General features: G+C 44.3%; 16 protein-coding genes and 2 pseudogenes. 5 read left to right on the top strand and 13 right to left on the bottom strand.

Annotated features, from left to right (window positions below; all coding sequences use genetic code 11):
- Positions 1-38 precede the first annotated feature (38 nt).
- From AC5JO6_RS11820 to cas6, 10 genes are all read right to left on the bottom strand, one after another.
- Positions 39-1,160: a saccharopine dehydrogenase family protein gene (locus tag AC5JO6_RS11820; protein ID WP_496081259.1), complete on the bottom strand. Its 1,122-nt coding sequence runs from the start codon at positions 1,158-1,160 to the stop codon at positions 39-41.
- 70 nt (positions 1,161-1,230) lie between these two features.
- Positions 1,231-2,925, bottom strand: coding sequence for a beta-carotene ketolase CrtO (gene crtO, locus AC5JO6_RS11815; protein WP_496081258.1), 1,695 nt, complete (start codon positions 2,923-2,925; stop codon positions 1,231-1,233).
- 752 nt (positions 2,926-3,677) lie between these two features.
- A complete protein-coding gene (locus AC5JO6_RS11810) occupies positions 3,678-4,634 on the bottom strand; it encodes a TniQ family protein (RefSeq protein ID WP_496081257.1) in 957 nt (318 codons plus the stop codon).
- Between the two features lie 77 nt (positions 4,635-4,711).
- The gene (locus tag AC5JO6_RS11805; RefSeq protein ID WP_496081256.1) at positions 4,712-6,460 is read right to left on the bottom strand and encodes an AAA family ATPase; all 1,749 of its coding nucleotides are present in this window, start codon (positions 6,458-6,460) and stop codon (positions 4,712-4,714) included.
- A complete protein-coding gene (locus AC5JO6_RS11800; RefSeq protein ID WP_496081255.1) occupies positions 6,450-8,816 on the bottom strand; it encodes a TnsB C-terminal domain-containing protein in 2,367 nt (788 codons plus the stop codon). The genes AC5JO6_RS11805 and AC5JO6_RS11800 overlap by 11 nt, the downstream gene beginning before the upstream one ends.
- Entirely contained in the window at positions 8,817-9,671 is an 855-nt protein-coding gene (locus AC5JO6_RS11795) for a TnsA endonuclease N-terminal domain-containing protein (RefSeq protein ID WP_496081254.1), read from the bottom strand.
- A gap of 656 nt (positions 9,672-10,327) precedes the next feature.
- A complete protein-coding gene (cas5, locus tag AC5JO6_RS11790; RefSeq protein ID WP_496081253.1) occupies positions 10,328-10,966 on the bottom strand; it encodes a type I-MYXAN CRISPR-associated protein Cas5/Cmx5/DevS in 639 nt (212 codons plus the stop codon).
- Positions 10,963-11,874 carry a DevR family CRISPR-associated autoregulator gene (locus AC5JO6_RS11785; RefSeq protein ID WP_496081302.1) on the bottom strand — a complete coding sequence of 304 codons (912 nt, stop codon included), beginning with the start codon at positions 11,872-11,874 and terminating at the stop codon, positions 10,963-10,965. Before AC5JO6_RS11785 ends, cas5 begins: the two co-directional genes overlap by 4 nt.
- Positions 11,875-11,917: 43 nt before the next feature.
- Positions 11,918-13,426 carry a type I-MYXAN CRISPR-associated Cas8a1/Cmx1 gene (gene cas8a1 / locus AC5JO6_RS11780; RefSeq protein WP_496081252.1) on the bottom strand — a complete coding sequence of 503 codons (1,509 nt, stop codon included), beginning with the start codon at positions 13,424-13,426 and terminating at the stop codon, positions 11,918-11,920.
- A 14-nt stretch (positions 13,427-13,440) separates the two neighbouring features.
- Complete coding sequence (gene cas6, locus AC5JO6_RS11775; RefSeq protein WP_496081251.1) at positions 13,441-14,103, bottom strand: type I-MYXAN CRISPR-associated protein Cas6/Cmx6; 663 nt, start codon at positions 14,101-14,103, stop codon at positions 13,441-13,443.
- Between the two features lie 1,551 nt (positions 14,104-15,654).
- On the opposite strand from cas6, the pseudogene AC5JO6_RS11770 reads away from it, so the two are divergent.
- Together AC5JO6_RS11770 and AC5JO6_RS11765 are read left to right on the top strand one after the other, a co-directional pair.
- Positions 15,655-15,774 (top strand): annotated as a pseudogene (locus tag AC5JO6_RS11770) (transposase DNA-binding-containing protein); the annotation flags it as partial.
- Positions 15,757-16,593 (top strand): IS4 family transposase, encoded by an 837-nt coding sequence (locus AC5JO6_RS11765; RefSeq protein WP_496081301.1) that lies wholly within the window; start codon positions 15,757-15,759, stop codon positions 16,591-16,593. The pseudogene AC5JO6_RS11770 and the gene AC5JO6_RS11765, both read left to right, overlap by 18 nt.
- A 129-nt stretch (positions 16,594-16,722) precedes the next feature.
- Here AC5JO6_RS11765 and AC5JO6_RS11760 read toward each other — a convergent pair whose 3' ends face one another.
- Entirely contained in the window at positions 16,723-17,229 is a 507-nt protein-coding gene (locus AC5JO6_RS11760) for a hypothetical protein (protein WP_496081250.1), read from the bottom strand.
- 135 nt (positions 17,230-17,364) lie between these two features.
- Here AC5JO6_RS11760 and AC5JO6_RS11755 point away from each other — a divergent pair.
- Positions 17,365-17,954, top strand: a pseudogene (locus AC5JO6_RS11755) (transposase); the annotation flags it as partial.
- 150 nt (positions 17,955-18,104) lie between these two features.
- Here AC5JO6_RS11755 and AC5JO6_RS11750 read toward each other — a convergent pair.
- Together AC5JO6_RS11750 and AC5JO6_RS11745 are read right to left on the bottom strand one after the other, a co-directional pair.
- Positions 18,105-18,656: a hypothetical protein gene (locus tag AC5JO6_RS11750; RefSeq protein WP_496081249.1), complete on the bottom strand. Its 552-nt coding sequence runs from the start codon at positions 18,654-18,656 to the stop codon at positions 18,105-18,107.
- Between the two features lie 240 nt (positions 18,657-18,896).
- Positions 18,897-19,175: a hypothetical protein gene (locus tag AC5JO6_RS11745; protein ID WP_496081248.1), complete on the bottom strand. Its 279-nt coding sequence runs from the start codon at positions 19,173-19,175 to the stop codon at positions 18,897-18,899.
- Between the two features lie 393 nt (positions 19,176-19,568).
- Between AC5JO6_RS11745 and AC5JO6_RS11740 the strand changes: the two genes are divergently transcribed.
- Together AC5JO6_RS11740 and AC5JO6_RS11735 are read left to right on the top strand one after the other, a co-directional pair.
- The gene (locus tag AC5JO6_RS11740; RefSeq protein ID WP_496081247.1) at positions 19,569-19,775 is read left to right on the top strand and encodes a hypothetical protein; all 207 of its coding nucleotides are present in this window, start codon (positions 19,569-19,571) and stop codon (positions 19,773-19,775) included.
- Between the two features lie 336 nt (positions 19,776-20,111).
- The gene (locus tag AC5JO6_RS11735) at positions 20,112-20,477 is read left to right on the top strand and encodes a hypothetical protein (protein ID WP_496081246.1); all 366 of its coding nucleotides are present in this window, start codon (positions 20,112-20,114) and stop codon (positions 20,475-20,477) included.
- The last annotated feature ends 248 nt before the right edge of the window (positions 20,478-20,725 follow it).

Genomic DNA, 20,725 nt, shown 5'->3' with positions numbered 1-20,725 from the left:
TGCTTCCTCTGCCTCCTGCCCTCTGCGCCTCCGCAGTATCAGCGTAAAGCCCGCTCAATGTTCACTCCACGGCTCTGCATGGTTTGCTCAAATAAAGCGGTGGGCAATGCTTCTTCGATCGCCCACACACCCGGTTTGTTGAGTTTGCCTGACAACAGCAACTCGGTAACGCTGCCTGTGCCATAGCCAGCGGCGATCGCCGTATTGTCATGCATCAGCGTGGCGTAGCTTTTGGCTGCTTTACCGTCTTTCTCACCGCTGACTTCAACCCGAATGGCAACCCCAATACCGCTAAAGCGATCGGTCACATCGGTCATAAAGTGGCTGACGTAGGATAAAAACTCAATAACAGCGCGCGTTTGCAGCAAGCGAGGATGCCACCAGCGAGCCACGCTCCAGGTGAGAAAATTGTAGAAGTCGGGTACGGTGCCAAATTTGGTGATGACTGTTTTGACGGGAAACGCACTGGGGATAGTGAATGCTTCGGGCACATCAAACCAGTACACGCCAACGCGACCATAAGGCGGGGGAAACTCGACGACTTCGCGATCGCTGTACGGCTTCACTGCCTGCCATTCCCCCTTCAGCCATGCCTGAAAGGGACGCTGCAAGCCGAGAAACGTTGTTCGCATCACCGTCACACCTGCCCCACCAGAGCCAGCCACCACATAGCTAAGATGCACCGTTTCAGCGGTATCCAGTTGCTCAATGCTCTGTCGCACCATGCTATTTGAGATGCCGGGAAAAATACCTGTGTTGACGATCGCCATGACTCCCGCTGCTTCTGCCGCCTCACGGTAGGCGATTGCCTTGCGTGTATAGGACGGGTGATCGCTCACATCCACATAATTCACCCCCGCAGCGATACAGGCTTCCAGCACTCTGCCATCACGATGATGAAACGGTCCTGCACAATGCACGACGACATTACGACTGTGGCGATCGTCTGTCTGCAAGGCACGAATGGCGGCAGTAAGGGTATCGCGATCGTCCAAATCCAGCTCTAAAAATTGAACCTGTGCGCCCAGAGCAGCATTCTGCTTAGAGTACTCATTGCGCCCAGTAATCGTAATTTCCGCATCCGTGTTGGCGGCAAGATCAGCGGCAACCTGGCGACCAATGCGCCCTTGCCCACCCAGAATTAACACTCGCTTTGTCATCGTTACACTTAAAAAATTTGCTCACCCAAACTGCCAATTACCTTAAGCAATCGGCAATCTCATCCAAAATCTACTCATTCAAGCGAAAAACGGATTGCACGGTCGATTTAATCGACTCTCTAGCATCGCGCAACGTTTGGACAAATGGCTGCTGTGTTTGCAGAAAGACCCGCGCACAGTTGCGTCCTGGCATCCCTGAAATAGAACCACCGGGATGGGTTCCGGCTCCCGTGAGAAACAGTCCGTCGATCGGCGTTTTGTAGTTGGCAATTTCGGGCAGGGGACGGAAAAACACCATCTGATCGAGGGTCATGTCGATGTGGTAGTAGTTGCCATTGACGGCACCTAATCGTTCACCTAGCTCAGCCGGACTTTCCACGCGTCGCCCGATCGTCGCTGTTTTCACGTTCGGCGCGTAGTCTGCCAGCTTGTCGATCACGCGATCGGCGACTTTGTTCTTCAGTTCATCCGTCCAACCAGTGCCATGCTGCCCGGTGCCTTCCAGCCCCGCAATTTTGTAGGGCGCGAAAAACTCAATCCAAACCGTGTGTTTGCCATCGGGAGCCATTGTGGGGTCTAGCATCGTCGGCTGCACCAGATAGAACGATGGGTCAGCGTCGGGAATGTTGCCGATCGACGGCTCGCTATGGGCAATTTCCACCTGTCGCACCGAATCAGCAATCAGCACCGAACCGATCAGATACTCATCGCGATGATGGTGATGCTCAAAGCGCAGCGGTTCATCCATTGCCAAATCAACTTTGAGAATGGTTTCGTTATTGTTCACAATGCGCCGCTGTAAACGTTCTCGTAGCTCAGGGTCAGCCGCATTCAAATCGGCAGGATCAACCATGTGCACCATCAGGCGTTGCGCGTCGATGTTAGAAATCACGCCCTTGGTCGCACGATATTCTGTGCCGTTTGCCACGCGCACACCCACCGCACGCCCATCATCCACCAAAATTTTGGCAACGTGCTGTTCTGTGAGAATGTCACCACCCAGCGCTTTAATCAATCGGACTAATGACTCTACCAGCGCACCCGTACCGCCTTTGGGTCGTGCCATACCAGGATTGTGCCGCATTGCCATCATAATGGCTCCAATGCCCAGCATTTTTTGGGATGGTGGCGCACCTAATTCGGATGACAGGCGGGCAAGGGGCGCTTTGAGAAACTCTGAGTCAAACCACTCATTGAGAATATCTTCCGCGCTGGTCAACATTGTGCGAATAAAGTCCAGCGTTTTGTCGGTCGAACCAATCACAGAGAACAAATCTTTAATCTTGGCAATGTCATAGTTGCCTGCAATATCAATCAACGACTTCGGCGGCGCGTTAAACATGGGAATCATCGCCCCGATCGCCCGCTGCCAGTAATTTGTAAACTCAGCGTACTTTTTCGCGTCACGTGGACTGAACTGTTCAATCTCGGCACAGGTCTTCTCGATCGATTGGTGCGCCAAAAAGTACTTCCCATCCGGATGCGGACAAAAGACGACTGGATCGCAAAAGAGATACTCCAGCCCGTACTTTGTTAGCTCCAGCTCTTCGACCACAGGACCGAGATGAATAAACTCGTGGTCGATCGCGCAGAGATTGAACTTGAAATCAGGCAACTCTGGAATCACTGCTTCGGTCGTTGCGGCTCCACCGGGCACCGATCGCTTCTCCAGCAGCAACACACGATAGCCAGCTTTCAGCAGATACGCCGCACATACCAGCCCATTATGCCCCGCACCAATGACGACGACATCGTACTCTTGCATTCGTACCACTCCAGAGGCTTACATTTCGTAAGTTTAGGTTAGATAACGCTGCCGGACGAGCCATCGACCGAATTGTTGATTTTTTTAGAGCAAATTTTTGAACCTGCCTGTTCCATTTTTTATTAGCCGGGGAATTCTGCAATAAAGGTTTTCTACCAGGAGGTTTTTATGTCGAGTGTGGGTTTAAACAAGTGGATTGTCAGCGGCAATCTGGCAGCCGATGCAGAAATCAAGACTGTTGATCTCCGCAGTGGCGAGTGTTAACCAATAAAAAAGTAAAACACAGGATAAAAAAGTAAAACATAGGATAAAAAAGTAAAACAATTTGGAGTCTTGACAAAGATGCTACAATAAGTGGATTGACTTTTAGTGATGAAATACACATATTCCTTTGCATATAAATGTTCGCAAGGGTATGCATGGCATTTCCAGCTCCCGTAAGGTACAAGCTAGGGGCTCAAACCCTTGCCCTGTATCGTCTCACCTGTATCTCATTTGACAGAGAACTGCTATATCATCATCACCCTATTGGAAAAAAAGTCATACATACCTGTCAAGCTCTGTTTTTAGGGCAGAACGTCAGGGCTTTTCTTTTTTTTCTCTGTAGAAGGTAACACCTATCCTATTTGCAGCTCAAAAATACAACTCAGAGTATAAAGCGTCTGAAGTTCTAGCTCTCTCTTTCCAGAGGCAATTGAGAAGGTTAGTGTCGATTCTATCCATACCTTTTAAGACTAAACCAACCATTAACTCTAAGCATCAGATATAAAATCTGTGATGGAAGGAACAAGGAACTTTATTAGTAAGATATGAGCAATGCGATCAATTGCTGGTTGTATATCGCAAGCAAGCAAGCAAAGACTAAGGTACACCTCCGGTTTGTTGCTCAAACTAAGATGAGTGCTTTCTAAGAAATCATGCCCGTAATAGCTTGTAAAATCCTCCGCAAACTTCTGGGCATCAAAATTAGCCTCTCCCATTCTGGAGAACCTCAAATAACCTTTCTCAACCAAATACGCTTTGTACTTTTTACGAAGCCACGAAAAGCCCTTAAAGACAAAACTTTGGTTCATGATGAATTGAGTATCCTTTGCAAAGCTCAACAAAGCCTGCAAAGTTTCTTCTCTATAGCTGCTTACTCGATCGCTAAAAACACAGTTTTCTAAGCTTGCTGCTTGATACTCTATTTTCTGTGTTTGAATTTTAATTTTGCTATCTAGCAAATGGGAGCCATGAACTAGACAGACAGAAATCCCAGGAATGTTGTGAAGTCTATTCCAATAGGACTCGCCATATTGCTCTAAGTGATTTTGTAGACAATTTGGACAGAATCGCAAGAATTTTCGAAAATATGCTTCTTCGATGAGAGAAATTCGTGCTAGTTCCGAGATAGAGCGATTTTGCACTCCACCCATTGATCGTCTAACTTGCCAAGCCTCTGCATCTGTCAAAAACGCTTTGTAGAAGGGGTACAAAGTATGATTTTGGATAATTCCGTCTACAGTATATTTTTTTAAGTACAAGTTTGAGACGAAATCACCTATGTCACAAGGTAAAAAAAAGTCTCTTGTTTGTTGAGATGATTTCCCAAAGAACTCTTTATGAGTTCGTGAAAAGCTTTCGTTTCCAGTTCTTATATGATAGCGGGCAATGATGCTACACAGCAGTTCGTCTGGATAAGGCTTAATATTGAGAATAAGGTATCCCATTGAAAATAGGTTGTCCACTAAAACAGAACATATCTTGAGAAGGGCACTTATGAAAAAAGACAAAGTATAGTCGAATTTCAACCATTTTGAACAAGAAATTTCTCTACAGGATCCATAAAAATTCCATAAGATTGCAAAACTTCAAACTCAGATATATTGCTTTCCTGGGCTTTCTTAGTAATTAATCTAAGGTCATTCTCCCGATATTCTAAGACTGCTTTACTCTGCTTCTTGTTCGCCACATTGCTGAATTTTGAGACCAAACTATCTAGCGCTAGTTTATGAGCTGCTGTAATAAGAGACTGTAAGTCCTCTTCCTTAGGATTCGACTCTAATGCCTTTTCCACACAAGCTTTGACTAAGAAGGAATCGAGAGTTTCATCAAGTTCGTAGAGGGCTTTAGTGAGGAATTGCTGTTTGAGAACAATCTCTTCCTCTTTTTTTCGCCGCTCCTTTGATCTCCTATGAAGCTCATCGCTTTCCCTCTTCTTAGTCTTCTGTGAGCAAGTTTCTCGAAATTCTTCAATGTCGAAGTTATCTAATAAATCCTCGTACAAATCTATATTCTCTGAATTATTATCTTGAATGGAATCAAGTAAGGGTCGAAGGTTAATAAAGATTTCTTGTGCAACTTCACCGAGCAACTTTGCAGTAATAATTTCATCTCCTCCATCAGCAATTGCTCTCCATTGACATGCCTTATGCAGTTTAATAGCAAGGTCAGGAATAAATTTACATTCTTTAACGAAAGCCTCACCTATTTCTGCTGTATAAGGCGTTGGTGTTCTTGTCCATTGTGATTCAAATAGACTCTGAATAAAATTAGACCAATCCTCCTTATCTAAAATTCGTCCCCACTGAACTCCTCCTGCTCGCCGCGCCTTGCTAAGGCTTCCTCGAAGCAGTTTCGCAGCTCTTCTAGTACCAGCTTGAAAGACTGGAATGCCGATATTTACAAGATTAACGAAATAATTCAGCATTCGTTCTGGGAGTTCTTTCTTAGCGGCAGTAAGGTTTTGCAATTCATCGATAAACAAAAGACCTAACCGATACTTGTCTGCAATGGCTGCAACTTCAGCAAGGAGAGTTCCTTCAGAAGTAGTGCTTATACTATATTTATTGGCGTAACTTTTCTTGCCAGCTAATCCAAATGTTCTATCAACTTCCCGAAAAACAAACAGACACAATTCTTTAATAGAGCCTGCATGGGGACAGTTAACTACGAGGTAGACAAGCTGCAAAAAATCATATTCAGGATGATAGATAACCTGAGGATAAACACTAAGAGCGCGGAGAACAGCCGTTGTTTTACCGCATCCGGAGAGCCCAATCAAAATATTTCCATGTGCAGAAGAAGAAGCTGAAATAAATTGAGCGAGATTATGCCCAGCTTTCTGGACAGCTGCTCCATGAATCTGTTGTGCACGCTCTGCATCCTTAGGAGAGTAAATCCCTCTCGCTATATAGCCCTGCATAATAGCTCCATTGATGGCATCATATATGCCAATGTGCTCAGGAAGTGGATGGAAATATCCATTCACTACAGGCTTAAGATTTGGAGTGAGATGGTAGAAGTGAAGGTTTGGTATGGGTCCAGTCAATCGATGCACAAATTGGTGCCTTGTCCTAGGTGATTGATTCCGTTCCTCGCTAGTAGAACTGGGATAGCTTTGTACCCTCTCAAAAAACTCATGCTCCTCTAGAACTGCAGGAAGTGCTTGGAGCAAGGGATTGCAATCGTACTCTGGTACCCCATGCAATTTATAGTCTGCTACATGAGCATAAATTCCACTAGGAAGTAAAATCCATTGATTTTCAGGATCCATTTGCTTTCTCCTTAGCCTGTTTGATGGAATTCCTACGCCTTGCACGAGCTGATAAAGGTTCGGGCTGAACTTTTGATTCATCAAGAGCTTCGGTAGAATCTGAATGACCAATTTTAGTTTCTTGCTCAGATCCAACTGCACCTAAAGATTCTAGTGATTGTTCAACTTCAAGCAAGCCTAAAGGCTCTGGATCACCAAACTCATATTCCTCACCTTCAACGGCTCGATTAGCATCTTTGTCGCGCCCTCGGTTGTTGCTTATACCAGAGAGCTTCTTTGTCTTACTTAAACTTGGATCATATTGAGCTTTTGCCTCAGATTTTGTCTCGGCAACTTCTGCCTCAATCTGATCCATTAATTGAGCTTCACCTTGAAACTCATCTTCTTCGCCCAATTTGTGATCAAGGTTTTCTCGTTTGATCAAATACTCGATTTCCTCGATAGATTTTCCAAAGTATTTCTTCTCAGATGGATGGAGAAACAATTTCTCATACGTTCTTCCCCGCTCTTCCCTAACATAGATAACGTCAGGTCTCCTTAGATCAAATGAGATGTCTAAATTCTTCTCCCCTTCTGTCAGGTAACCTACATTGGCTAGTTGGATCAGCTTTTTGATTTGAGGGCTTTCAGAATAATACCTCCTACCCTTGAATACGATGCCTCTAGGTGTAACCCTTGCTTGAGCGGTTGGCAAAAGATTTAGCTTGACTATATCCTCAGGGAAATATCTAGGGTTTCCGGTATATCTACGTCCAAAATTCCATAATTTAATTGGAACTGGGGGTACATCATTTGCGATCATCTCCTCAGTTCGAGAATAGCTTTTTATTCGGTGGAAGTTGTTATGCCAGACAATGATTTTAAGCATTATCTTTGTAACACTTTTAAGCGTTAGCTTTGCATCTAAACGATAGTCCGGACCCTCTCTACGGGGTACTACATAACCTGGCAAGAAAGGCTCTACATACTTCTGTATCGTTCTGAAATAACGCTCTAAAACCCCTTTCCAGTCAGGACGATAAGGTGGAGCATTGACAACTCTAATGTCGAGATTATTGATTAAAGTGTCTGGCTTTTTGCCTGCCATCTCACCATTGTCGGCAAGAATTTCGTACGGCATTTCTCTACATGGCCACTCCTCCTCAGTAATGGAGAAGCCATATTTTTTACAGAATGAAACTTTATCTTCTGCCACGTTAGCTAATGCCATCATTGCACCCATCCATGATGGACCCTCTAAGCCAACATAAATGCCAACAATTAGTCGGCTGTAAACGTCCATGACAATATAAGCAACAGGTCTTCCCACAATCCAGTTTGAATTAAATTGTGAGATTACGTAGACATCAAGAATGACAGCATCAATGAGATACTGGTAGCCTGGACCAGGTGCCTTAACTGACCCTAAATGTGGAGCGACATCGCGAGCATAGGCAATCGAACCTCTTCGGGATTTTTCAGTCTTCTCAATATCAATATCCTTCTGGGACCAATACTCAAACTGCTCAAATGTTATCCGCTCACTGGGTGGGATTTCTTCTTTCCTTTTTTTACCTTTTTCATCAAGTATTTCTCTTCCAATGAAATATTTTCTTTTGGTCAGCTTAAACGCCGTTCTTAGTGGATTCTTACGCGTGCTATTGAAAAATTCCTCAAAACCAACTCTGATAATCTTTCTAATAGATTCACAAACGTTGATCCCTTCTCCAAACTTACTAACTAATTCAGGATTTCTAGGACGTCCTCTCTTTTTTTCACCTGCTGCTTTTGGAACACCAAAGCCTCCAGAATTAGGATAATCAGGTAGAAGAGCATTCTTATTCTTACCTCTTTGCCAGTACTTTTTAAGATTTACATAAATAGTTTTTGCACTTACTCTGCTTTTGTTCTTGCTCCTCCTCGTGCCCTTCTCTTTACCAGCATTATGCATCTCAACGATCGCTTCAATTAGAGGTCCTCGTTTATCAGCAAGAAAAATATCGGGCTCCATTTCAGAGCCGACAAGAGAGGAGATTAATTCAAAGTTCTTGTCACGAATAGCTTTATCACGACTTAATTCTTCCGTTCCCTTCTTCTTTCCTTTCTTCTGTTGAGTAGCTAAGCTCTCCTCAGAAATATACTTTGCAAACGGATCATCATCTAGAAGCTGAGCATGTCCTTCAGATAGAGCCGCTTCAACATCATAAGTTCGCCGCTTCGTTGGAAGAGCCGATGTACCAAAAATTTCAATAGCAAAGAGTATTGTGTAATCTGGCGCAACCCACAAAATTCTTTCTATGATTGGTTCCCCAGCTTCATTATTCCATTCAATTAGTCGGTTGACTGTCAAGTAGATGCTCATTTCGTATGTTGGCAATTAACTAAAAACCACTTGTTTAACTAAAGTCATTGAAGGATTCTCATCAAGTTGAAATGTCTCCAGATTAACTATAATTTTCTTGCAGGCAATCAAGTGCTTGAAGATACGAAAAGCCGTGCCTTCCTGTAATTTGAGGGTTCTATCTAAATAATCTGTAATAGAATAAATAGACTTTTCACAACCTTGAAATTTAGCAAAATGTTCTTTAACTGTCGGGACAGCAATCTGCAATTCTTCAATACTATTTTGAGTGGTCGCTTCTAAATGAAGGTCACCATGTATAAAGTTAAGGTTGTATGTCAAAACTTCTGGCAGTTGTCTTTCAGTGACGAGTTTCCATTCAATCTTCTTTAGCTCCCAGTAACGATATTCAAGTTCAAGTCTTGAAAGAACATTTTTCTCATCAGGTTGGCAGGATTTATCCCATTTCTTAAGGGCGGATGAAGGCTTGATAGCTATAGCAATCTTTTTCTCCCTCCCGTTTTCCTTATAACTAACTAGGAAATCAGTCGTAAGGATATAGGGGAAGTTACTTCTAGAATTGATAGGGTATTTCCAATTCAACTCCTTCGCAATCTTCTGGGCTAGCTCATAATCGAGCATGGGAAACTGTTCCTGAATATCAAAAACAATATCCGACCAATCCAATAGCAAGAAAAATTTCTGCTCTAGGAATGATAGCAAGTGATGTTCTCTACCTGTTGTCCAACCAGGTATCCGCGTCCTTCCAGTTTTAGGATGGAACTTATACACCTGTATCCAAGGTATATATTGTTTACCACAACCATCCCCTCGTCCTTCCTTAAGGTATTTCTCGTATTTTTTCTCACTCCAATCACGATCGGGTCTCATTGTATTTCACCATGTTAAAGGCTAAAGAAGGTCTGCTATGAGGACTTGAAAGGAATAAACGCCTTACGATATTATCAATAAGGCGTAAATCTGTTGGAGTCAGATTAACTACAATCGGGATCATCTCACTTTTGCCAATATGCCTTTTTGTCTAACGGCAGCATAATTATTTCGCCATTAGACAAGGATGTTTTTACAAAATTGGGATGCTCCCACTACAACCTTCCATTTCTCAACGCCTAACGACATCTCAGTTCATCAAGTTGCCACTCACAATCCATTTATTCAAGCCAACACTCGCGTTCTTAACGCCTTACGACATCTCAGCTCATTGCGCGTGCCGACGAAAAAGTCGTTCAGCGCTAGCTGGCTGTTCTTAACGCCTTACGACATCTCAGCTCATTGCGCAGCAGTGATTGAAACTCCTACCGCTACTGAGTTCTGACTCTGATTTGCAAGCACCTGCTAGAAGAAGATAAAAGTATTCGATGTTTCAGGTTTCCTAGGAGTCATTTTCTTGTGCAGTCCGTACTGTAGAAGCTTTTGATACTTTGCAAGCATCTGAAATGGATCAAAAGCTGTAAAGCTTTGTCAGAGAACCTTTCTAATCTCAAAGCTACTCAGGAATGTCAACTGCCGAAGGTGCTTGCAAAAATTTACGAGCTGTCATATTGATAGGACTGAATCTCTGTCCAAGCGTTAGCTGAAGGATATGGCTGCATAAGCTTCTGCAACTCATAACGCTTCCAGTATGTGCCCTTCAAGCCAAGATGGTTGACCCAATACGGTAAGGTTAGATAGCCAGTTTTACTTTGAACCAGCCAATATAATGCCTCTTGCTGTTCTTCTCCTACAATATTGATAGCATTTACTAAGTCATGGCTTTCACCCAAGCATAAGCCACCAAACCGAGTGATTAAAGCGGGATTAGCAAAGGCTTCTTGTATGCGTTCTGGTAGAGTCGGGCGAGATTTGTCAGAACCAGCCGCAACCCAAACAATTAACTCAACACCAGTGACTAACTCCTGATAGTCCAGCCGAATATTACTGGAATCAGCAACATCTCTTGTCTTAAAGCGATGCACTGTCCGAACCACAGTAGATTTTTCTAGTTCTTTAGTAAGAGCGATCGCTAATTGAGTACCGCAGTGCAAATAACGGTTGGTTTCCCCGGTTATCGAAAGCAGCATCCCGTAGACTGTAGCAGGCGGTGGTACAAGATAAGTTTCAATATATTCCCTAGCGCGTGATTGACGGAAGCAAGCGATCGGTACTTCGACTCTGAGTGCAATCATAGTGATACCTGTAAATCTCTGGCGATGACGTTTTTAATTGCTTCGACAGCAGCCTTTACACCTGGGAAAACGTGAGCGCCACATTCAGCTAAAGCCTCAGAGCAAAGCCCACCGACCCATAACTCCTCTGGATCTATATCTCCAGAGGAGATTTGTCGAATTAAGTTCTGAGAAGAAATATTCCCATCCTCATCCTCTTCAAAGCAATACAAAAGACGAGGTGCAAAATCATGTGTCCAGCGCAAAACCAGGCTACTAGGAGAGAAATCATAGAGAAACCGAGCGTGATTTCCCCCAACCTGGCTGAGTGAGATGAGACAGTCAAGTACGGCAAAGGCACGAGATTTGTCCTTTAGATGATCAGGAGTTAAGGCGAAACCATATTGGTACTTGGTCGCGTGAACCTCAGTGCTGTAAAGAGAATTCCGCCCCTTCTCGCCAGACTTAGCGTTGAAAATGGTATCTCCCATAAAAGAATTTATGGAAACGGCGCGAGCTACTTCTAATGCACCTCTTCTAGAAATATTTGTGCCTTTGGGCTCTTGAGTGAGCTTTGATTTACTAGCTTTGGACTTTGATTCCTGCTGAATTTGATCAGAGCCATCAACCTTTGCTGCCTCTAAGCGCAGGAAGCCGAAAATGTCATCATCTGCATAAGCTTCACTATCATAATCAGGGTTTTTTAGAGTAAAGCTGCAAGTGTCATCATTCCACTCACGGTTGACGTCATAGCCTCTTTTTTGCAAACTGTACCTAAGTGACCATCGAGTTGATTCCCCTGAGACTGTCGAATGGACTTCACCCTTCCATAAAATCTTCTGCAGGGTAGCTAGATTACCTTCGTTCTCTCCACGATTATTAGCGGCAATCCCATAATGAGTTAAAAAGTTTCCAAACAGATGTCTCATCTTTGTCTCCAAAATATTTAACCACTTTTGAAATTTCAAACATCTACTCACCTTTCTGAGATACGCTTTCTTCTGCTAAATTTCCAACCTTTTTGTAGCTAACCATTGAAAGTAGAAAGAGATCTCTTGTGAGCTTCCAATCAATTTGACCTGTAAGAATTGGCATCAATTCAGTCTGATTATTTACAACAACTGAGTTCGGAACGGCTTCGGCAAGAAAGCCCGTGAGAAACCCTCGAAAAGCATCTTCATTTTTACAAAGCCTTAGTCGATAGCGAAGTTGCTGATTTTTCCGTTCAATCTGAGCAAACTCTCCGTCTTGAGTGCGATCGTAAATTTTGGCGTAGATTCTTCTAAACGTTTCATGGCAAGCCTGGATAAATAATTCTTCTGCTCTACTATCATGCTTTGTCTTTCTCAACATATAGAGCAACACTTTCCTTGCATCTAAAATAAGCTGGAAAAATTCTTCATTCTGAGAATATTCAGAGAAACTAGACCACCAAGGCTGATTATTTGCTAAATTTTCTGTAATTATTTTGCCAGCAAAACTATAAGCCAATTTGCTTCTTTGGCTAGTGCAGTTCCAGACCATTGTTTGCAAATCAAACTCGCGAAAAACGCTGTAAGGGCTTAAAGTCTCTTCTCTGATACATAAATGTAAAATAATGCTGCGAGTATTCTGCTGCAGTGACCAAGGAGCTTGATTAAATAAGATAACTTGACCTCGATAAGGTTGAAGTTCTTCCGAAAACTCTTTTCCGGGCTGACAAGTAATAGATTTCAATCCAGCATCACCTAAACCAAAAGCAAAAAAGTCTCCATAACTAAGTTTTTCAGCTTGTTTTTGATTTCCAAGGTAGCCTTCCAAATCAGTAAATTCAGGAATGACTAAAGCGTATTGCCTCTTGCTTCCTTCGGCGCTATTTAGAAGTATGAAATACTTGCAAGCAACAATAGCAAAGAGTAAAACAAAAATCAATTCCACAGGCTCTTCAAATTTAGTATGCTCTTTAAAGGCATAATGACGTACTGTTAATCCTGGATATAGCCAACTCACAATGCCTATTGGTTCCGTTCTCAGCATTCCTTTCTCATCACAAAGCTTCTTTGCAAAGTCCTGATGTCCATACCTTTTCACTTTTTTATATTTAACTTCAACATCGCGACCACTTAATCGAATAAACTCACTTCCCTGTCCGTCTGAACTTATAGACTTATTGTGCTGCAAGAAGGTTCTCGTTAGACATTGATGGCGTGCTAATTGGGCTTCAATACTCATCTGATCTGAGTACAGACCCGTTAAAACTATGAGCCCTTTATTGTCTACTTGAAAAGCTCGATTAAGCAACCAATCTAAAACTTCAAAGTCTTCCCCATTCCAGGTGATGCAGATCTCACTGGGAGCGAGAGACCAATTTAACCTACCTGGCCTTAAGTTTTCCGTAGGGTAATTTTCTTGTAGCTTTCTGAGTGTCATCCAAAGCCCCACAAACCCAGCAAGGTGTAAAAGTGTCATTGCAGGGCAGTCAATCCTCAATCTGATACTCATAGAATTGTTCTGGTTTAGCGATTGCCAATTTTTAGCTGAGGAGTGAAGAAACCACAGCCCATTTTTTGTTTTCCGCCTATGCCATGAACTTGTAAAAGTAAAGAATCCTGCTCACAAAGATTAGTTACTTCAAGACCAAACCCTACAAGTGTGAACTGCTTGACTCGCATTACTCTCCGGCTGGGTTCACTATTACGATTTACTAGGAGGTTCATTTCTGCCTCGATACCAAGTTTTTGAAATTGTCGATATGCCGCCTCTAGAAATGATGATGGTTCTTGGTAACCTCTAATTACCACAATGGGTGAGTAAAGATTCTGTGCCGCTTCTAGAGGATGGATTTGAGGAACACCCAAACGAATTTTTCGATCGCCGATTGAAAGTGTCTTGCCTGCTAAAGAGTAAAAATTCGGAATGTGATCAGCAGGTAATCGCATTCGTAAACGTGACTTTTGAGTAGGGGAACCGTTGATTAGCTGAATACTGATGCTCTCAAGGGAATGCAATAAAGGCTTACAATGTGAAAGTGCAGCATATAACTTGTAACCGTAGTCGCGGCTTATTTCTTGTCCTATTAGCTCAAAAACCAAATCTGCATAAGTTTGATTTAATAGCTGATATTTATTATTGGAAGACAAATGATTTGACAACGTCGTTTTCCAAACACTTGAGGTCATACTTAGTTACCTTTAGTAGAGCTATTTTTATTGGACAAGGCTCTGCCCCTTATGGCTTCCTGTTATCAATACTCCTGGCAACTTTAAGGACATTAGGCGAATAGGTTTAAATTAACCAAAAATGGAATGCAGGCTGGCGTCTTTTTTTAACTAGCTAGATTTCTAATTTTTTTGACGTTTTTATAACCGCTCTCTAGGGATCTGATTGTGCATAGTAAAAGCGTTTAGCTTCTAAAAACCTTTCTGCCAAGTAGCGATGGAAGGTAGTTAAACTAGAACCAGACTGATGCCACTGGATGTTTGCTTTTAGTAGCAGAACAGTGATTACAGAAGGCTTTTCGCCTCACAATCCCTCGTCTCTCCTTCTAGCTAAAGTCGTTGTCAAGGGAAAAAAACCAGCTTTAAAAACTTCAGCTAGAGCTAGCCAAGCGTAGTTTTAGATCAAGCGTAAGAAAGTTCTACGAGTTAACCTAAAACTTCATATGCAAGTTTGATAAGCTCCGATTCTTCTAGTAGAAAAGCATCTACTGAGCAACAGAGACAAACTTTAGATCAACTACTAATCATCATCTATAGCTCAATAAGTTTTTAGGACAGTAGAAGACTTAAAAACCTCAAATTTAGCTGCTTGGATGGGTTAACATTCCAGGCTTCTAAGATGAGCCAGAGAGAACTCTTATCAAAGAAAAGACTAGCTCTTCAGAAAGTTTAGAGGCATGAATAAATAAAGTTCAATTCAGTTCAGTCTCTAACCTTTCTCTTCAAAGGAAGGAGCCATGTCTTGGGAGGTAAACTGCCTGCTTACAAGTCGGTAGGACTCAAACATGTAAGTAGAACTCATTCTAGATGCCTTAATTAATGCATAGCTGAAACGCGCTTTGTTAATTGAATCATTCCATAAACATAGAGATTCTTCTAGAAGTTGTCAAGAAAATAATGAAATTTCTTTGTTTTCGCAAAAACTTGTATCTGGCTTCCAGTAGGAGTCTGAAGAGGTGACTATAGTTGAGAGACCTCAAATAAGTGCTTGGCAATGCTTTGGTAATGCTCCTCGTCTAACGAGGGAACCTCTCTTGATTTACGAGAAAAAATTGCTTTAAAAGGATTAAACTATGAAGCCTTATGGCTTTGAAGAATTGTTTTTCTAGCGCAATAATTAAATTAAATTGATTCTATGTAGCCGACGAGCAATATTTTTTACTTAAGCGATGAGGAAAACACGGTTAAATTGATCATTCAGTGACATAAACCTGTGGTGAGCAGTGTCGATGAGAACAAACATTGCGATACTTGAGTGCGATCGCAAGTGGAGGCTGACCAGTTTCGTTAGTGCTTGCTGAAAAAGACGAAATCTAAGGAACTGAGTGTTCTACTAAAGATCACAGGGCTTCTTAGAGCTATCCATTAAGCACAAGTGCATAGAAGCATTACAGGGCATGGCTTAGGAGCATCGGGTGTGAGAGCTTTAATTGAAGTTGTTGGATAATCTAGCAAGAGGGCATCATGCGAGATTGGGCACGCTAAGCAAGCAAAAGTCATCCCTTCGGTGATTTTCGGCATGGGCAACGCTTACGGGAAACAGTGCGCCTGTTCGCTGAGCAGCCGGAAGCGAGTGTGCCACAAGCAAGTGGGAGCAATGCTGAGAGTCAGAGTATCGATCGGTTTTGGGCGAATGAGCGGGTGCAGCCGGAACAAATTTTGGCGAGTCATCGTGGCAGTGTAGTGGAGCGGGCTAAGGCGGCAGGGGTCGTGCTGGCGATTCAAGACACGACGGACTTAGACTTCAGTGGTTTGAAGCAGACCAGCGGCTTGGGCTTTATCAACCAGAGCCAGCAGCAAGGGCTTAAAGTACATAGTTGCTTTGCCGTCAATGGCAGTGGCGCACCGCTGGGACTCTTGCCGCAGCACACCTGGACCCGAGCGGCACGAGCGGGCAAGCGGGGAGAACGGCGCAAAAAAGCCACCCGTGAGAAGGAGAGTCAGCGTTGGCTCGACACGTTAACAGCCGCCGAACAAGGGATTGATGAGACGGTGTGCCTAGTGCATGTAGGGGACCGCGAAGCCGACATTTACGACCTCTTTGTCCAACCCAGGCGTGCCAACAGTGCCTTGCTCATTCGCGCTGAGTCTAACCGCAAAGTCCAGCACGAGTTGGGCTATCTCATCCCAGCGATTGAGCAAGCGCCCGTGCTGGGACAACAGACGCTGACACTGGAGCGCAACCCTGAACGACCGGCTCGAAGTGCGACCTTAACGGTGCGTGGGCTGCAGGTAACGATTGAAGTGCCACGTCATCACAAACAGCCCAAGCAGTGTCAACCAGTGACCTTAAATGTGCTGTTGGTCGAAGAAGTCACTCCACCAACCGAGGGTAAGCCCATTCGCTGGCTCTTGCTGACGACGCTACCGATTGACAGAAATGACAGTGACATTGGCAAGGAAGATCGTGACGGCTTCGTTGGCGGCAAACAGTTCAGGTGCTGTGAATGAGGATAATAGCTATGACCACACGAGTAGTAAGCCCGTTATGGCTAAAGTGACACCCCCACTGGTTCAGAAGCATTAAGGTTCCACGTTGCTCATCTGTTAAGGCTCGCCTGACACCTCTGATAGTGCGACTTAAGCTTCAGGTGTGGGTGCGGTGGGTGCTGCTTCCAGCAGTTGCCAGTCTTGCGGACGACTGACACCAATCCTGACGGCATCACCCAAGTAGTCCTGACACAGGAAATAGCTGGTTTGATAGCGACACAAGGCACCGTCTGTGCGATAGAGCGTGTATTCGTAGTCTGGGATCTGACCGTCCCTTGCCAGTAAGTCTTTCAGCCGCTCGTATTCGGGGTTGAGTGTGTCGTAATCGTCTCGGCTTTTGCGCCAGCTGAGGCGGTAGTTGTAGCCACTAAACTGACGCGGTGACCAGTAGGCTCGACTGGGTAACAGCAGGTCGCTAGTGTGGTGACAGATGTCCTGTCCAGCTTGTGGATTAGGCGTGTTAATGGGATTACCGTGGACATCACGGGTAATGTTGCTCGTGATAATGACGATATTGCCCTCTGTGCGCTGCTCGATCAGAAAGTGGTGGATGCGTCGATAGTCAGCGCCAAGGAGATCAAACTGTAGGTCTGTCATGCGGGTACCTCTTTATAAGGGCAAGATATGGTCATGACTGATACGTCAGGGGCTGTTGCTACAGGCGTTTACATTCCGTGAGACGTGCAGGAGATCGTAAAGAAGTGACTACGTTCCGTTACCATACCGCTTCTTACTGGCTGTCTCGACGCTGAGTTGTTAGTCACCGCTTAAGCCGATTATCAAGTAGATTTACTCGGACCGACTCGCCTCAACCATTGGTGACAATCGAAGCAAGCAAAAAGATTTGCAGCCAATGACTTTACGGTCGACTGGCAACAGCAAGTCGTGACCAGCCCTGGAGGAAAGACCAGCCCCTCTTGGATACCCGCGATCGCTGGTCGACATAACGAGGTGATCAAAGTTGAGTTCTTGCGTGCTGACTGCTCGGTTTGTCCCAGTTTATCCTTCTATACTCAGAGCAAGCGATAAAGACGGACAATCACTATCCGTCTAGAACAACAGTACAAAGCATTACAGACCGTTCGACAACGAGAAACAATAATTGACTATAAAAAAGAGTATGCCTGTTGTGCAGGGATCGAAGGCACCCTCTCGGAAGGGGTTTGTGTTGATGGGCTCGGTCATGCTCGCTATGTGGGTCTAGCCAAAATCCATCTACAGCCTTTGATGACCGCCACAGCGATCAACTTGAAGCGGATTTTCAATTGGCTAGTTGAAATCCACAAGCAAAGACTCGGGTTTCTCAGTACGTAAGGCTCGTGACTCCGTTGGCAAGTTGCAAATTTTCACGAAGTTGTGGAAATACAGCACAGGTTAAGCAATATTTCACCAGCAGTATTAAAAGTGGACAAGAGCCCGAAGTTGATGAAAATTTGCACGCAGAGCAAAACTTCGCCTAACCACTTCTTGGTTTAAGAGGCTGAAGTTACTTCTGTAGGTTCACACCAACACAAAAAAGCCCTTGCATTAATTTCCTCTGAGGTTACGAGGCGCATTTCCATCACTGGTGAGTAAGACACGACTTGACGCATAGTCCAAAATTTGGGTGGATCATAAATAATGATGTCTGCGTCCATTGGATCAACATCGCTTTCCACCTGATCGCCGACCTTGGGTATACGCGAACTTCCAAGTGCGCCGAGTGCTAATTCTTCTTCGCCGATGGCCACAACTTCAAGATAAAGACCATGCTCTGAGTCCATGATGAAGTCGTTATCCCATTCTGAATCTGGTGGAACGGAAAGCCCTTCTGGATGGACATAAACTAAGTAGATACTAGCCACTGTTTGAGCCGTCTCGGGGCGATAAACCGTTATTTTTACAACACTCCAACGCGCTTGAGCTCCCATTGAGATGACTGTGCCTAGCTGAGGAGCGACAGTGGACCACTCCAAACGGTAGGGTGCTTCAGAACGTTTGAGGCGATCTTCCGTCTGGCAACAAGCGTAAATAATCGGGTTCATAGGCTCTAAGCACACATGGTTGAGTGATCGACATGACTCATTTGATGGCAAGCGATGCGCTGATCGCTCTCATAGTGCCATGGCAAAATTTCAGCTAACCCCTAGAAGCTTTAGCTGATTATTGGTTTTCTACCGACGGCACTCAATGCATTTTCAAAGCAACTTCCACAATAGAAAAGCTACGTCTGAAGGTCAAGACAAAGAGTGTATGACTTCCAGTAAGAAATTTGATGTAAAGATTTATAACTTTTTCCTCTGTTCCAGAACCGCCTCAAAAATGCTCCGTTGACTACCAGCCGCTTCCAACATCTGCTTAATGGTAAGAGCATAGCCAAGTGTGTTTTCGTATTGAGCAGGCATGCCAGGGAAATCAAGCCCTGAACCCCAGCGTTCAACGGTGTCTTCCTCTAAGCCAATCACTTCAGCAAGGAGCTTAACGCACTGTCTGCGGTAACCTCGCGTTTCTTCTGCTGCCGGCGTGGCGTGGAACCAGGCACGACAAAATTCTCTGGGCTTCATGCTTCTTGGCAAATCATTCGTGGTAAATGATCTACCTTTACTCCGCGTGTGAAACATTGAAGCGATGTCGGGGGGAAACTGTGGGGTTAACTTAGCACTGTTTTTACCTCTATACACTGGATACTATCCAGTATTTATCAAGAATGTTTCACCCTTTTAATGACTCAATAATGTTAAGTTCATTGGGAAATAGATTTAATAGTGATAAGGAGAATCTGCTACAAACAAATTGAAGGCATTAAGCAGAGCAAATGATTGCAACACAGCAACCTGATTGCGGCTGCATTTTCACGGGATTAGTGTTCAATAAGGGTTTGATGCCTCGTAAGAAAGTACTAAAGGGTCAGCCTTGAGGAAAAACTATCTAGCTCGTGATGCAGCAGAGGTCAACCAATGATTGAAGTACAGCTCTATGGTCTTTGGGCTGCCGATGAGCAAAAGGTGTCCAACAACGAAGACAGGAAACTGTTTGCCGAAGCTGCCCGAGCCGCTAAAGACACTGCACCGCGAGCGGCTTACTACACTTTGCAGCTTGGTTGTCTAGCATCGCTGAAGCGCCGCTTGGAAGCACGCTTGCAATATGATTCGTTCCGTTCATAAATTACTGGTTCTACTTGAGACGGCCCAACAACATGACCTTCTATCAATGACTGGTACCACAAAGCTCAACCGCCTTGAGGCCATGCAACAGCTTTGTCGCCATGCTGGTCAAGAAGCACCCGCTCTAGAAGACTTTGCGGCTGATGTTTTACCGTTGTGAGTACCGTTTTGTACGGTTCTGGCATACTGGCATGCAGTTCTGCCGTGGAACAGGCGCTTGTGCTCAGCCGGGACATTGAAGCCCTGAGGCAGCAACTTGGTGCCATAGCGCCTGTAAAACTCAGCTAGTCGCTCATCATCACTGACGCTTAAGCATATTTCTGAGGTGTTTCCTTTATGCCACTCTTTGCGATTCTTCGTGTTGATGCTGATCATCTTCATCCCGGCAGTTGCATCTTGATTGAGGCCGATTCACTCATAGCGATCGCTCAGGATATGCTTGAAAATCCTGAGCGCTGGAAAATTTTATTGGAAACTCTCTACCCAGATGAGACTGATATTCGCAGCCTGTGGCAGCGGCTTCAAACCGATGCCTTGACACCACAAGCATTGCTGAGACTCATTAACCAAACTCAGGTATGTGACGATTGGATACAGATGGTAAGGATTCAACCGATGAAGATTCAATCACTTGAAGAGCTCAAAATTGAAAATATATGGGCACCTTCGCTGTCAAGCGCGAGCAATGATGCAGTCAATTGAATAACCGCTTGAAGCTGCGCAAGCAACATACGGATGGAGCGAATAGGCATTACTTAGCAGACGAAACGTCTGCTCAATGATCTGCTCCCAAACATGGTCGCTTTGGTCAGTCATCCAAGACTGCGCCAAAAGTTGGGAAGCTGCTCATTGTCGTCTCATAGAGCCATTTCCCTAGCCCAAAATGAACGTGGGGGCCTTAGTGGTGTAGAAAACTTTTTTGAGACTCAAGCTGAGAATGTAGTGATGCG

The sequence above is a fragment of the Tildeniella sp. genome (genome assembly GCF_059505325.1).
Note: the sequence above shows the minus strand (reverse complement) of the source record. Positions and strands in the feature narration are given on the sequence as shown.